Source organism: Neorhizobium sp. T25_13, assembly GCF_002968675.1.
Lineage (GTDB): Bacteria > Pseudomonadota > Alphaproteobacteria > Rhizobiales > Rhizobiaceae > Neorhizobium > Neorhizobium tomejilense.
Genome location: NZ_PVBI01000002.1, coordinates 62,848 through 76,816, shown reverse-complemented (window position 1 = coordinate 76,816; position 13,969 = coordinate 62,848). Strand labels below are relative to the sequence as shown.

Sequence of the window (13,969 nt, the reverse complement as noted above, 5' to 3'; positions counted from 1 at the left end):
GCCTTTCCCGGAGCATTCCCATGAAAATCAGCGATATCCCGTTCGGTACCACCGACTGGAGCGCCATTCCGAAGACAGAGCACAAGGGCGACACGGGGCTGGCGACCTGGCAGACCTGCCATTTCGGCGGGATCAGGGTGCGGATGGTCGAATATACCCCAGGCTATCTCGCCGACCACTGGTGCGTCAAAGGCCATATCCTGCTCTGCCTCGAAGGCGAGCTGGCGACCGAACTCGCCGACGGCCGGGTCTTCGTGCTGACGCCCGGCATGAGTTATCAGGTGGCCGACGATGCCGAGCCCCACCGCTCCTCGACATCGGTCGGCGCAAAACTCTTCATCGTCGACTAGGGCTCAAGCGCCGGCGCTTACAGCCTTGAAATCACCGCGCCCTCGCCGCTCGTCGGCGGGCGCTCCTCGCCCTGTTCCAGGATCGCCGGAACGATGTCCTCGACGTCGGCGATGACCAACGGCTGGACGAGATGCGCACGGTGGATGAACCCCTGTTCGCGCATGTGGGTGATGAGGTCGAGCATCGGATCCCAGAAACCGCCGATATTGGCGAACACCATCGGCTTCTCATGCCGTCCGAGCTGCGCCCAGGTCATGATCTCGACGATCTCCTCCAGCGTGCCGATGCCGCCCGGCAGGGTCACGAAAGCGTCAGCGCGCTCGAACATCTTGTGCTTGCGCGCATGCATGTCCTCCGTCACAATCAGCTCGTCGAGCTGGCCGAGCGAATGGCGCGTGGCCTCCATGTCGACCAGGAACTCTGGAATGATGCCGGTGACCTGACCGCCGTTCGACAGAACGCCGGCCGCGACCGCACCCATGATGCCCTTGGTGCCTCCGCCATAGACAAGCCGAAGCCCGTGGGCGGCGATGGATTTTCCGAGCGCACGGCCGGCTGCAAGGTAGGCGGGATCGCGCCCCGGCTGCGAGCCGCAGTAAACGCAGATGGATCGAATCGGCACAGTTTTCTCCGCAACGCATTTCAAAGGGAGGGCCAAACCAGGCCCCGGTCGTCAAAATTGACGGGAAATGCCCGGAAGAGCAAGGGTTTATCGTGTGAAAAGCTTGTGAATGCGGGAGGAAAAGGTTAATCCGGATATGCGATGGCTATAGCTGTCGGGAGAGGCATTGATGATGAAAAACCGCGCCGGCTGGCTGGCTCTGATCGTATTGGCTATCGCATCGCTGCTGATGGTGTTCTTGGTGATGCCTGCGATAAACAAGGATTCCAAGCCGATCGGCGACGCGATCAATGCCGCAGGCAATGCCGTCAAAGACGCGGTGACGGAACCGCAGCCGACGGCCAGGGCGCCCGATGCCGCAAAGCCGGCCGACCAGGCCGCTGCCACGGCGCCGCAGACGGCTCAGCCCGCCGCGTCTTCCGCAGCAGGCCAGGCTGCAGCAATGACGCCGCCCTCCTTCGACGTGCTGCGCGTCGAGCCGGATGGGTCGACCGTGATTGCCGGCCGCGCCGCGCCCCATTCCAAGCTCGAAGTTACCGATGGCACCGCGATCGTCGCCAAGGTCGACGTCGGCCCGAGCGGTGATTTCGCCGCCATCCTCGACAAGCCGCTGCCGCCCGGTGACCACCAGCTCGTGCTCAAGGCGATCGGCAAGGATGGCAAGACCACCCTGTCGGAAGAAACTGCGACCGTCTCGGTGCCCGCCGACAAGAACGGCAAGCTGCTCGCCATGGTCACCAAGCCCGGCAAGGCAAGCCGCCTGATCGCGACCCCGGACGCCGCAACTCCGCCTGGCGCGAGTGCCCCACAGCCGGCAGCCCAGGCCGCGGCAGCTTCGCCCGCTACCAATCAGGCCCCGGCCAGCCCCGCGCTTGCCGCCCCCTCGGCCGCGCCGTCGGCCAGTACCTCCGTTGTCGCCCTGCCGGCACCGCCGGCCGGCTCGTCCAATCTCGCATCTTCCGCGCCGAGCATACCGGTCTCGGCGCCCGCCTCTCCGGCGGCGACATCCGCTGCGCCTGAACTGCGCATCACCGCTGTCGAAATCGAGGGCAACAAGATTTTCGTCGCCGGCAACACCAAGGCCGGCACCATGCTGCGTGGCCAGGCCGACGGCCGGCCGATCGGCACCGCTCAGGCGGGCCAGGACGGCAGTTTCGTGATCGAAGGGGCGATCGACCTTGCCGTCGGCGACCACCGGATCGGCGTCGAGGTTGTCGGGGCCGGCGGACAGGCTCTGGTACGGGTCGAAGTGCCCTTCAACCGCCCGGCCGGCGACCAGGTCGCGGCCGTCGCAGCGCCGCAGGCCGCCAATAACGGCATGTCGGCGGCCGACAGCGGCGCCTTCGACAAGCTGCGCAACGAAACGGTGCGCGCCTTCAACCTGCTGCGCGGGCTTTACGACGGCGGCCGCATACCCTCGGCGGAACAGATGACCGCCGCCCGCTCCGCCACCTCGATCGCCCTGAAGTCGCTCTCCGAATACCGCCTGCCGGCCGATGCGGCCGCCTCCGCCCGGGTGCTTGCCGAAACCACCGTCCAGAACGCCGCGGCAGCGGTTGCCGCCCTCGACGCGCTTCCCAAGGATGTCGCGAGCGTCGGCGCCGGCCTGAAGCGGATCGGCGAAATGATCGCCCGCGCCGTCGGCCCGACCATCGCCCGCGAGCTGCAAGGCGTCCAGGTTACCCCAGCCGCCCCGATGACGGTCACCGATGCCAGCGGCACGCGTACCATCCAGCAGGAGCCGCTGACCCAGAGCGAACGCAGCTCGGTGATCATCCGCCGCGGCGACACGCTCTGGCAGATCTCCCGCCGCGTCTACGGCCAGGGTGTGCGCTACACGACGATCTACCTCGCCAACGAGGACCAGATCCGCAACCCCGACGTCATCCAGCCCGGCCAGATTTTTGGCGTGCCTGACGCCGCCCTGCCGGACGCTGAAGAACTCCATCGCCAGCGGATGATACAACGCCGGTCGTAAGGGGGCGGGGCCTGGGGTATAGAAACCCCTGCTGACCCATTCGGGACGTCGCCTGGGACTGCCATGGCTCCCCAACCTCCCTCATTCCTGTGCTTGTCACAGGAATCCAGCCGCGCCGCGTCGGCGGCGCGAAAGTCCCTTGCAAGCGGTAATGACCGCTGTCACTCTTCAACCATGAAGGGTTACGTCTATATTCTCGCCTCAAAGCGCAACGGCACGCTCTACATCGGCGTGACGCGCGATCTTCCTGGCCGCCTTTACGAACATCAGAACGAACTGACGCCTGGGTTCACATCAAGATACGGGATCAAGACGCTCGTCTGGTTCGAAGAATACGACCTTCTTGTCGACGCGATCACCCGCGAAAAGACGATGAAGAAATGGCCTCGGAAATGGAAACTCAACCTTATCGAGGAACGCAATCCGGATTGGGAGGACATTGCCTCGCATCTACATTCGCTGTGAAGTCGTTGGGGCATAGTCCCCGCCGCGCAGACGCGCGGCTGCTGGATTCCTGTGACAAGCACAGGAATGAGGGTGGTTTAGGCCCAGGCCTTCACTCCAAATCCTATGTGTCTGCGGAAGCTAGTTCCGGATCACCTTTACAAACAAGAACCCAGGTATGAGGCGTTGCAGTAGCTGCCGCGGCTCCCCAACCTCCCTCATTCCTGTGCTTGTCACAGGAATCCAGCCGCGCCGCGTCGGCGGTGCGAAAGTCTCTTCCTGCGCATCTCCCCCGCCGAGAAACCGGGGACGATTTCCCCACCCCGTGAAAAACGCATCCAGCCCCACCACCACCATTCCAATTCCACTCCCCCAGAAGACGCCTTGGGCGGCCGATGAGCGCCAGCTCCGGTTGGGCCAGCTTCGCGCAGGTTAGGAGGAATACCGCGGTGATCAGGCGGCGTGCTCGCATATTATCTCCGGCTCTGATCCATGCCGCACGGACAGGAGAAGAAAATGGTTTCCAGCATTAATTCCATTCGGACTTGGTCCTCTCAAGCGGCCCTCAATGCATTCAATGATGTCTCCAACAACAGGGCGCCTGGCAGCTCGGCGTCCGGCTCGTCCTCCTCGTCGCTCGCCGACATCCTGTTTTCCAGCGGTAGCGGCGGTGACGACGACTACGAGGACGACAAGATCGCGGCGCTGATCGCCTCGCTGCAGCAGACCATGAACGGCAATGCCCCGGACACCGCAGGCGACGGATCGGTCGGCGACATGTCCAGCAAGGCGTTCATGAAGGCGCTGCAGGAGAAGCTGGAGGCGCTGAAGGCGAGCCCCGACAGTAAGGCGATGGCCGAGGCGATGCAGAAGGCGATCGATGCCGGCACCCTGACTTTGACCGACGCGGTCGCCGGCGACCAGATCACCGCCTGGGACATTACCGACGGCAAACAGACCTCGGCCGGCGTTACCTCCGTCGAAAAATCCGACTGGACACAGTTCCTCAAGGATCGCCTGACGCGGGACGAAAGCGGCAAGTTCGTGCGCAACGCGGACGGCAGCTATATCGAGAAGGCGACCGGGGCCAGCTCCTATTTCGGCATGGTCGGCGAGGCCTACTACTACATCTCCTGGCCGACGCCGGCAGCGACCACCAAGCCGGCAGCCGGCACCGCGCCCGCCGCCTCCACCAGCACCAAGTGATCGCGACCGGCGAGGGCCGGAGACATCCAGCCTTCGCCTCTCATCGCCCGGCCGGTCCGTGCCGGCCCTGAAGTTTCACGAAACCGTCATTGCAACATTCTTCCCCGGACCTTATGTGCGGGAGGCGTTTCGACGCGCCCGTCCCGGAGACATTGATGGCGAATAACAAGAAGACCATTTCGGCGGATGCCAGCAATCCGCTCGGTACGCTCGTCAACCTGTGGCCTTATATGTGGCCGGAAGGACGCGCCGACCTGAAGGCCCGCGTCATCTGGGCGACCTTCTACCTCTTCGTCGCCAAGTTCGTGCTCTTGACGGTGCCCTATTTCTTCAAATGGGCGACGGATGCGCTGAACGGCAAATTGGACATGGCAGGTCTCCTGCCTGCCTTCCTGCTTGGCGCTGTGGTGCTGGTCATCGCGCTCAATTTCACCCGCATCCTGCAGGTGGGGCTGAACCAGTTGCGCGACGCACTGTTTGCCTCTGTCGGCCAATATGCGGTGCGCCAGCTCGCCTACCGTACCTTCGTGCACATGCACCAGCTCTCCCTGCGCTTTCATCTCGAGCGCAAGACCGGCGGCCTGTCGCGGATCATCGAGCGCGGCACCAAGGGCATCGAGACGATCGTCCGCTTCACCATTCTCAACACCGTGCCGACTCTGCTCGAATTCCTGCTGACGGCCATCATCTTCTGGGTCGCTTACGGCTTCTGGTACGTTCTCGTTACCGCCGTCACGGTGGCGCTCTATATCTGGTTCACGGTGAAGGCCAGCGACTGGCGCATCGCCATCCGCCGCTCGATGAACGACAGCGATACGGACGCCAATACCAAGGCGATCGATTCGCTCCTCAATTTCGAGACGGTCAAATATTTCGGCAACGAGGAGATGGAAGCCAAGCGCTTCGATAGTTCGATGGCGCGCTACGAGAAGGCGGCGACCGACGTCTGGACTTCTCTCGGTTGGCTCAACTTCGGCCAGGGCGTGATCTTCGGCCTCGGCACGACTGTCATGATGGTGATGTCGGCGCTGGCCGTGCAGCGCGGCGAGCAGACGATCGGCGATTTCGTGTTCGTCAACGCGCTGCTGTTGCAGCTTTCCGTCCCGCTCAACTTCATCGGTTTCGTCTACCGCGAAATCCGCCAGGGGCTGACCGATATCGAGCAGATGTTCGAGCTGCTCGAAGTGCAGCCGGAGGTCGTCGATCGGCCGGATGCCGCGCCTCTCGCCATCCCCCAAGGCTCGATCGCCTTCAAGGACGTGCATTTCTCGTACGATCCGGCCCGGCCGATCCTGAAGGGTGTTTCCTTCGAAGTGCCGGCCGGCAAGACGGTGGCGATCGTCGGGCCTTCGGGTGCTGGCAAATCGACCATTTCCCGCCTGCTCTACCGGTTCTACGACATCCAGGACGGCTCGATCACCATCGACGGCCAGGACGTGCGGGACGTGACGCAGCATTCGCTGCGCGCGGCGATCGGCATGGTGCCGCAGGATACGGTGCTGTTCAACGATACGATCGCCTACAACATCCGCTACGGCCGCCCCTCGGCGAGCGAGGAAGAAATGCTTGCCGCCGCCGAAGTGGCGCAGATCGGCCATTTCATCAGCGCCCTGCCCGACGGTTTCGACACCAAGGTCGGCGAACGGGGCCTGAAACTTTCGGGCGGCGAGAAGCAGCGCGTGGCGATCGCCCGCACCGTCCTCAAAGCCCCGCCGATCCTGATCCTCGACGAGGCGACCTCGGCGCTCGACACCACGACCGAACACGAGATCCAGTCGGCACTCGACGTGGTCTCCAAGAACCGCACGACGCTGGTGATCGCCCACCGGCTTTCGACCGTCATCGGCGCCGACGAGATCATCGTCCTGCGCGACGGGCTGATCGCCGAGCGCGGCACGCACAGTTCACTGCTCGAACAGAACGGGCTCTACGCCTCGATGTGGAACCGCCAGCGCGAAGCGGTGCAGGCCGAAGAGCAGCTGCGCAAGGTGCGCGAGAGCGACGACCTCGGGGTCGTGCTGCGCGGCGTGCCGGCGGCGGAATAGTGGGTAGTGGGTAGTGGGTAGTGGGTAGTGGGTAGTGGGTAGTGGGTAGTGAAAAGAAGCCGATCTCAAAGCGAAACGCCAGTACTATCAACTAACCACTAATCACCAACCACTCACCAGGATTGAAATGATGAAACGATACCTCACCCCCCGCATGCTCGTCCTCGGCGGCATCGCGATCGCCTATGTGCTGGTGCTGATCTTCTTCGGCTCGCCGCTGCTCGCCTTCACCACCTGGATGGGCTGGGTCGATCCGCAGGCCGCACGGTAAGCGGACGCACTGTTCACAGGGCGGCGACTGTTCATGTCGCTGTCGAGATGCCATCTAACGTGTAACTTCAGACACAGTAAATTCACGGTGGTAACGCAATGAAAAAGATCGGCTTTCTCTCCTTCGGGCATTGGACCCCCTCGCCGCAGTCGCAGGCGCGGTCGGCATCCGATGTCCTGCTGCAATCCATTGATCTGGCGGTCGCCGCCGAAGAACTTGGCGCCGACGGCGCCTATTTCCGCGTCCACCATTTCGCGCGACAGCTCGCCTCGCCCTTCCCGCTTCTGTCGGCCGTCGGCGCCCGCACCAAGCGCATTGAGATCGGCACCGCCGTCATCGACATGCGTTATGAAAACCCGCTCTACATGGTGGAAGATGCCGGCGCTGCCGACCTCATCGCCGGCGGACGCCTGCAGCTCGGCATCAGCCGCGGCTCGCCGGAACAGGTGATCGACGGTTTCCGCTATTTCGGCTACCAGCCGGCGGAAGGTGAGACCGATGCAGGCATGGGCAGGCGCCATGCGGAAGTGTTCTTCGACGTGCTGCGCGGCGAAGGTTTCGCCAAGCCCAACCCGCGGCCGATGTTCCCCAACCCGCCCGGCATGCTGCGCCTGGAGCCGCATTCGGCGGGCCTGCGCGACCGCATCTGGTGGGGTTCGAGCTCAAATTCGACCGCCGTCTGGGCCGCCAAGCTGGGCATGAACCTGCAGAGCTCGACGCTGAAGACCGACGAGAGCGGCAAGCCGTTCCACATCCAGCAGGCCGAGCAGATCCGCATCTACCGCGAAGCCTGGAAGGAAGCCGGCCACGCCCGCGAACCGCGCGTCTCCGTCAGCCGCAGCATCTTCGCGCTGATGAACGACACGGACCGCGCCTATTTCGGCGGCAGCGGCGAAAGCCAGGACCAGATCGGCAATATCGACCCGCAGACCCAAGCGATCTTCGGCCGCTCCTATGCCGCCGAGCCGGACAGGCTGATCGACCAGCTGAAGGCCGACGAGGCGATCGCCGAGGCCGATACGCTGTTGCTCACCGTGCCCAACCAGCTCGGCGTCGAGTACAACGCGCATGTGCTGGAGAGCATTCTGAAGCATGTGGCGCCGGGGCTGGGGTGGCGATAGCGCGGCGCAACGGCAACTAAGCCCGGACTGCACCTGACGACGGCTTGCCCCACGGAGCCGTCGTCCCAGAGCACCCATATGCACTAGCTATCATCAGCATCCGCGATGTAACCACCGGTCTGCCGCTTCCAGAGCCGGGCATAGAGCCCATCGCGGGTCAGCAGCTCCTCGGGCGTTCCCTCCTCGACGATACGGCCTTTGTCGAGAACGATAATCCGATCCATTTTGGCGATCGTCGACAACCGATGAGCAATGGCGATCACCGTCTTGCCGTTCATCAGCACGGCCAACTTATCCTGAATGGCCGCCTCCGACTCGCTGTCGAGCGCGGAGGTCGCCTCGTCGAGCACGAGGATCGGCGCGTCCTTGAGAAGGACCCTTGCGATGGCGACGCGCTGCCGCTGACCGCCCGACAACTTGACACCCCTATCGCCGACGAAGGCGTCGTATCCCTTGCGCCCTTCGCCGTCCCTCAGTTCGGCAATGAAGCCATCCGCCTGGGCAGCCCTGGCTGCCCGTTCGATTTCCTCCTGCGACGCAGCCGGCCTTCCGTAGCGGATGTTGTCTCCGACCGAGCGATGCAGCAGGGCGACATCCTGGGAAATGACGCCGATCTTCTCCCTGAGACTTGCCTGGGTGACCGATCGAATGTCCTGGCCGTCAATCAGGATCGAACCGCTCGTCAGGTCATAAAACCGCAGAAGCAAGCTCACCAGCGTCGTCTTGCCTGCGCCGGAAACTCCGACCAATCCGACCTTTTCGCCCGCCCGGACGTTCAAGGTCAGGCTATCAAGAACCTTTCGGTCCGGCCGGTATGCGAACCCGACATTCTCGAAGCGGATATCGCCGCGCGAAACGACCAGCGATGGCGCCCCCGGTGCATCGTTGATGGTTGGCGGCGTTGTCATTACCGGCATGGCATCACGGATGGTGCCGACGGCCTGGAAAATCTGCTGCCCCATCTGCAGAAAAGCGCGGGCATTTCCCGACAGGCGCTGGGTGATGTAAAGCGAGACGACGAACTGGCCGGTGCTGACAAAGCCGGCGATCATGCCCCAGAAACCGACGGTGAGCATGGCAAACCACAGGAGCACATTGAGTGTTGTGATGCCGGTGTCGGTCGTCAGGTAGATCCGCCGTTCTTTCTGCTGGGTTTCCACGACATTTGCGAAAACCTTGCGCAAAGCGCCGGCTTCGCTGTCTTCCGCGGCGAATTGCTTCACCATCTGGATGTTGCTGTAGAGATCGGTCATCGAACCCACGACCAGGCTGCGCTGGCGGGCCGAACGGCGGGAGCGCTCGGTGAAATGGGGGACCGCTATCACGGCGATGACAATGCTGGCGGCAATCCAGACAAGAACCGGCAGCGCGAGCGGCCAGGCCACGGTTCCGAGCAGGAACAGCGACCCGATGAACTGCACCAGGAAATGCGGGATCGTCTGAAAGGCTACGACGACCTGCTGCTGGACCGCGGATGCAACCTGAGACAGGCGCGAGGCCACCTGGCCGGCGAAAAGATCATGGAAGAACCCGAGGTCCTGTCTTTCCACGGCTTTGTGCCCCTGCCACTGGATTGCCACCGGCATGCAGACCGCGACAGCTTGCGAGGCGAGCGTGTTGGCGAAGAATGCGAAGAGGGGCAGAACTGGAAATAGCAGCACTCCCATGGCCAGAAGCAGGCGCCACTGGTCGTGCAGAAAGGCTGTGGCTCCGCTTGCAGCGACGCCATCGACGATGGCCGACAGGCTCCAGATCAGGAAAAGGTTGATGCATTCCACCAGCATTGCAAAGACGGAGATGGAAATCAGCACGCCCCGGAACATTTTTATGAAGTGCAGGAGCAGCACGAAAGGACCGCGGGAGGGCAGACGCTCATGCGGGATTTCGAGGGGCTGGATCAGGGTCTCGAAGGGGCGATAAACGAAATCTGAAATCGACATGACAGCTGAAAAACCATCTTGAGATTGAATCGTCAAAAGAACTGCGCGCCATTTAACCACAGATTGAGATTCGGCGCGAAACTTCTCAAGGTCGTAACCTTGGGAGGAGCTCGATTTCTTGTGCTCGCTTCAACCCGCAACCGGCACCGACTGCCTTGAAACGATGCAAAGGGCGTTGCCCTGAAAGCCATTGCGGCTGAACCCGTCAGTTGCGTCTTGGAACCGCATTGCCGCAAAAACGGTTTCGCTGTAGTCAGATGGCACTGACATACGGGAGAAAACGTTGATCAACCTCTTCGAGACCATCCGCAACACGCTCGTGCCGATCCACAAGGAAGGTTACATCTTCGTCGCCGCCTTCTTCATCGCCTCGCTGATCCTTGGTTATATCGCCGAGCCGCTGTTCTGGATCGGCCTGGTGCTGACCTTGTGGTGCGCCTACTTCTTCCGCGATCCGGAGCGGGCGGTGCCGCAGGACGACGATCTCATCCTCAGCCCTGCCGATGGCCGCATCAGCCATGTCGCCATGGTCGTGCCGCCGGTCGAGCTGCAGCTGGGTTCGGAACCCATGCTGCGCATCTCGGTATTCATGAACGTGTTCGACTGCCACATCAATCGCTCGCCGGTGCGCGGCCAGGTGTCGCGCATCGAATACCGCCCAGGCCAGTTCATCAATGCCGAACTTGACAAGGCCTCCGACGACAACGAGCGCAACGGCCTCGTCATCGAAACCCGCCACGGCAAGGTCGGCGTGGTGCAGATCGCCGGCCTGGTGGCGCGGCGCATCGTCTGCTGGGTGAAGCCGAGCGAACCGGTCAATGCCGGCGAACGGTTCGGCCTGATCCGCTTCGGCTCGCGGCTCGACGTCTTCGTGCCGGCCGGCGGCCAGGCGCGCGTGTCCGTCGGCCAGCTCGCCATCGGCGGCGAAACCGTGCTTGCGGAATTCGGCTCGACCAAGGGCCCGATCATCAGCCGCCGCACGTAAAGGGAGCCAGAAGCCTGATGGAGACGCCCGCCTCGCCGCCCTCGCCCCCTCATTCGCACAGGGAACACAACCGCCCGAACGAAGAGGCCCGCGGGCCGCGCCTGCGCGAAATCCCGCTCCGGCTGCTGGTGCCGAACCTCATCACCGTGCTTGCCATCTGCGCCGGCCTGACCGGGATAAGGCTCGCCTTCGAGGGGCGTTTCGAACTGGCGGTCGCCATGGTGCTGCTGGCCGCCTTCCTCGACGGCATCGACGGGCGCGTGGCACGGCTCCTGAAGGCCACCTCCAAATTCGGCGTACAGATGGATTCGCTTGCCGACATCATCAATTTCGGCGTCGCGCCGGCGCTGGTTTCCTACGCCTTCCTGCTCGACCAGGCGCATTCGATCGGCTGGATCGCGGCGCTGCTCTATGCGATCGCCGCCGGCCTGCGCCTCGCCCGGTTCAACGTCATGGAAGACCGCAACATCAAGGCCGACTGGCAATCGGAATTCTTCGTCGGCGTGCCAGCCCCGATGGGCGCCATGCTGGTGCTGCTGCCGGTCTATCTGGGCTTCCTCGGGCTCGAGGCGACGCCGGTCTTCGTATATGTCAGCGTCGCCTATACGCTGCTGATCGGCTACTTGCTGGTGTCCCGCCTGCCGGTCTGGTCCGGCAAGTCGAGCCGTATCCGCCGCGACCTGATGCTGCCGATCATGCTTGCCGTGGTGCTCTATGTGGCGCTGCTGATGAGCTATACGTGGGAAGTGCTGTCGATCACCGTCGTCGGGTACCTCCTCGTCCTGCCGTTCAGCGCGCGCGCCTGGCACCGCCGCTACGGCACGATCACGATCGAGGATGACAGTGCGAACGTCTGAGGGCAGGCGCACTCGGTAAGTTGCAACTTCCGCGCAACAGTTTCCCGCAAGATGACAGTTCTACGAATACCGGGCGGCACTGCCGGCTTGCCGGCCACGATTCCGCCCGCTTTTATGGGAAAAGCCGCGATCGCAAAATGCAAACAAGAGATTCGCGTGTTGAGGAGACAGCTATGAGCACCGAGAAGAAGATTGAATCCAAACCGGAAATGACCACGCCCTACCGTCCGCTCGGCTTGAAGGCCGTGGTTGCCGCCGCCCTGATGCTGAACCGCAAGCCGAAGCTTACCCCGGCCGGCTGATCAGGCCCGCTGAGCCGGCCCAGGGACCAGGCGACCGACTTCATTCGCCGCTGAGAAAACTCCACAGGAGCCCCAGCGCGAGAAGGCCCATGACGATGCCGATGACGACATCCAGCACCCGCCAGGCGGCGGGTCTGGCAAAAAGCGGCGCCAGGAACCGCGCGCCGTAACCGAGCCCGAAGAACCAGACGAACGAGGCAATTGCCGCACCGGCACCATAGGCCACGCGTTCCGCCCCTTCGAAGGCCGCAGACAGGCTGCCGAGCAGCACGACCGTATCCAGATAGACATGCGGATTGAGGAAGGTGAAGGCCAGGCAGGTCAGAACCGCCGCCTTCAGCCCCATCGGTTCCGGCGCGCCCGCCACCAACGCGGCCGGTTTTACCGCCCGGCGGAAGGCCATGATGGCATAAAGCCCGAGAAACACCGCGCCGCCCAGCGTTACCACAGAGATCAGCGTGGGAGATTGCGCGACGATCGTGCCGAGCCCGCCAACGCCGGCGGCGATCAGCGTCGCATCCGACAGGGCGCAGATCAGGCAGAGGATGAAGACGTGGGCGCGAATCAGCCCCTGGCGCAGGATGAAGGCGTTCTGGGCGCCGATGGCGATGATCAGCGAAGCCCCGAGTGCGAGGCCGGAAAGGCCGGCGGAAAACAGGTTCATGGCATTGTCCGTCTAGGGAGGAGGCCGAGGGATCAGAAAAGCGACATCTGGGTGGAGTCGGGTTTCGGCTTTTTCGGCGGCTCCTCTTCCGGTTGGGCGACAGCGACCGGGTTCTGCAGATCCGGACCCATGTTCGCGACCTTGTTGACGAGATCGGAGACCGGCAGCGCCTCGAAGAAATCTTCCTGGACGGGCCGCATCAGGTCGGCCACCTCGCGCGGCTCCTGCGTCTTGCAGTCGAGCCAGCGGGAAAAATCCTCGGGCGCGATGACGACCGGCATGCGGTCGTGGATGTGGCGGATGCCGCCGCTCGCCGCCGTCGTCATGATCGCGGCGGTATCCACCTCGGAACCGTCGGCCGAAGACCAGGTCTCCATCAGGCCGGCAAAGGCGACGACGCCGCCGCGCTTGGGGCGGATCCAATAGGCCTGCGGCTTGACGCCGCTTTCCTTCGGCGGCCGGCGCCATTCGTAGAAACCGGTGGCCGGGATCAGGATACGGCGATGGCGCATGGCCGCGCGGAAGGACGCCTTGCCGATCGCCGTCTCGGAGCGGGCGTTGATCAGCAGCGGAAACTCCTTCATGTCCTTTACCCAGCCGGGGATCAGACCCCAGCGGGCAAGGAAGGCACGGCGCTCCGGCAGGTTGCTGCCCGGCTCACGTTTTTCCGAGGACATGACGACGAGGATCGGCTGGGTCGGCGCGATATTGTAGCGTGCCGGGAAATCGTCGAGATCCGCCAGGCTAAAGAATTCCGAAATATCCTTGGGGGTCGCCGTCAGGGCGTAGCGTCCGCACATGCAAACTATGTGGCATCGGGCTTTCAAAGGGTCAAGCGCCGATCAGGCGCTGACGTCATGCGCTCCTGGGGCCGAATAGGATGATCGCCCCGCCGACCAGGCACACCGTGACGCCGAGAATATCCCAGCGGTCCGGCACCCGGGCCTCGATGGCCCAGAGCCAGAGGATCGAGGCGAGGATATAGATGGCGCCATAGGCCGCATAGGTGCGCCCCGCCGCCTCGCTCGGCACCAGCGCCAGCAGCCAGGCGAAAACGACCAGCGATACCATGCCCGGCACCAGCCACCAGACCGGCTTTTCCAGCCTGAGCCAAGCCCAGAAGGCGAAACAACCGGCGATCTCGGCAAGGGCGGCGAGGAAGTAGAGGGTGTAGGTTTTCATC

The 13,969-nt window shown here is 63.4% G+C and carries 15 protein-coding genes; 10 read left to right on the top strand and 5 right to left on the bottom strand.

Annotated features, from left to right (window positions below; genetic code table 11):
• Nucleotides 1-20 precede the first annotated feature (20 nt).
• Nucleotides 21-350, top strand: coding sequence for a DHCW motif cupin fold protein (locus C5J22_RS03795; RefSeq protein ID WP_105421261.1), 330 nt, complete (start codon nucleotides 21-23; stop codon nucleotides 348-350).
• A gap of 17 nt (nucleotides 351-367) precedes the next feature.
• Here C5J22_RS03795 and C5J22_RS03790 read toward each other — a convergent pair whose 3' ends face one another.
• Nucleotides 368-997 carry a TIGR00730 family Rossman fold protein gene (locus tag C5J22_RS03790; protein ID WP_105421259.1) on the bottom strand — a complete coding sequence of 210 codons (630 nt, stop codon included), beginning with the start codon at nucleotides 995-997 and terminating at the stop codon, nucleotides 368-370.
• 145 nt (nucleotides 998-1,142) lie between these two features.
• Here C5J22_RS03790 and C5J22_RS03785 point away from each other — a divergent pair, with 145 nt between their 5' ends.
• The 6 genes from C5J22_RS03785 (at nucleotide 1,143) to C5J22_RS03760 (ending at nucleotide 8,038) form a co-directional block, all read left to right on the top strand.
• Entirely contained in the window at nucleotides 1,143-2,951 is a 1,809-nt protein-coding gene (locus C5J22_RS03785) for a LysM peptidoglycan-binding domain-containing protein (RefSeq protein ID WP_105437264.1), read from the top strand.
• A gap of 174 nt (nucleotides 2,952-3,125) precedes the next feature.
• Complete coding sequence (locus C5J22_RS03780; protein ID WP_105437263.1) at nucleotides 3,126-3,416, top strand: GIY-YIG nuclease family protein; 291 nt, start codon at nucleotides 3,126-3,128, stop codon at nucleotides 3,414-3,416.
• 495 nt (nucleotides 3,417-3,911) lie between these two features.
• A complete protein-coding gene (locus C5J22_RS03770; RefSeq protein WP_105437261.1) occupies nucleotides 3,912-4,601 on the top strand; it encodes a hypothetical protein in 690 nt (229 codons plus the stop codon).
• A 155-nt stretch (nucleotides 4,602-4,756) separates the two neighbouring features.
• Nucleotides 4,757-6,646, top strand: coding sequence for an ABC transporter ATP-binding protein/permease (locus C5J22_RS03765; RefSeq protein ID WP_105437260.1), 1,890 nt, complete (start codon nucleotides 4,757-4,759; stop codon nucleotides 6,644-6,646).
• A 130-nt stretch (nucleotides 6,647-6,776) separates the two neighbouring features.
• Nucleotides 6,777-6,917, top strand: a complete 141-nt coding sequence (locus C5J22_RS31005; RefSeq protein WP_172724106.1) for a hypothetical protein — start codon at nucleotides 6,777-6,779, stop codon at nucleotides 6,915-6,917.
• Between the two features lie 98 nt (nucleotides 6,918-7,015).
• Nucleotides 7,016-8,038 carry an LLM class flavin-dependent oxidoreductase gene (locus tag C5J22_RS03760; protein WP_105437259.1) on the top strand — a complete coding sequence of 341 codons (1,023 nt, stop codon included), beginning with the start codon at nucleotides 7,016-7,018 and terminating at the stop codon, nucleotides 8,036-8,038.
• An 83-nt stretch (nucleotides 8,039-8,121) separates the two neighbouring features.
• Here the strand turns inward: C5J22_RS03760 and C5J22_RS03755 are convergent, their stop codons facing one another.
• Nucleotides 8,122-9,978: an ABC transporter ATP-binding protein gene (locus C5J22_RS03755; RefSeq protein WP_105437258.1), complete on the bottom strand. Its 1,857-nt coding sequence runs from the start codon at nucleotides 9,976-9,978 to the stop codon at nucleotides 8,122-8,124.
• Between the two features lie 286 nt (nucleotides 9,979-10,264).
• Between C5J22_RS03755 and C5J22_RS03750 the strand changes: the two genes are divergently transcribed.
• The 3 genes from C5J22_RS03750 to C5J22_RS31905 all read left to right on the top strand — a co-directional run bounded on the left by C5J22_RS03750 (nucleotide 10,265) and on the right by C5J22_RS31905 (nucleotide 12,122).
• The gene (locus C5J22_RS03750; RefSeq protein WP_105437634.1) at nucleotides 10,265-10,963 is read left to right on the top strand and encodes a phosphatidylserine decarboxylase; all 699 of its coding nucleotides are present in this window, start codon (nucleotides 10,265-10,267) and stop codon (nucleotides 10,961-10,963) included.
• Nucleotides 10,964-10,980: 17 nt separating this feature from the next.
• Nucleotides 10,981-11,820 carry a CDP-diacylglycerol--serine O-phosphatidyltransferase gene (gene pssA, locus C5J22_RS03745; protein WP_105402883.1) on the top strand — a complete coding sequence of 280 codons (840 nt, stop codon included), beginning with the start codon at nucleotides 10,981-10,983 and terminating at the stop codon, nucleotides 11,818-11,820.
• Nucleotides 11,821-11,993: 173 nt separating this feature from the next.
• Complete coding sequence (locus C5J22_RS31905) at nucleotides 11,994-12,122, top strand: hypothetical protein (protein ID WP_255759033.1); 129 nt, start codon at nucleotides 11,994-11,996, stop codon at nucleotides 12,120-12,122.
• A gap of 40 nt (nucleotides 12,123-12,162) precedes the next feature.
• Here C5J22_RS31905 and C5J22_RS03740 read toward each other — a convergent pair whose 3' ends face one another.
• The 3 genes from C5J22_RS03740 to C5J22_RS03730 are packed head-to-tail and all read right to left on the bottom strand — an operon-like array spanning nucleotide 12,163 to nucleotide 13,968.
• Nucleotides 12,163-12,780 carry a LysE/ArgO family amino acid transporter gene (locus C5J22_RS03740; protein ID WP_205837161.1) on the bottom strand — a complete coding sequence of 206 codons (618 nt, stop codon included), beginning with the start codon at nucleotides 12,778-12,780 and terminating at the stop codon, nucleotides 12,163-12,165.
• A 38-nt stretch (nucleotides 12,781-12,818) separates the two neighbouring features.
• On the bottom strand, nucleotides 12,819-13,586 hold the full coding sequence (locus C5J22_RS03735; protein ID WP_105437256.1) for an SOS response-associated peptidase: 768 nt from the start codon (nucleotides 13,584-13,586) through the stop codon (nucleotides 12,819-12,821).
• A 55-nt stretch (nucleotides 13,587-13,641) separates the two neighbouring features.
• Nucleotides 13,642-13,968: a YnfA family protein gene (locus C5J22_RS03730; protein WP_105437255.1), complete on the bottom strand. Its 327-nt coding sequence runs from the start codon at nucleotides 13,966-13,968 to the stop codon at nucleotides 13,642-13,644.
• Nucleotide 13,969 lies beyond the last annotated feature (1 nt).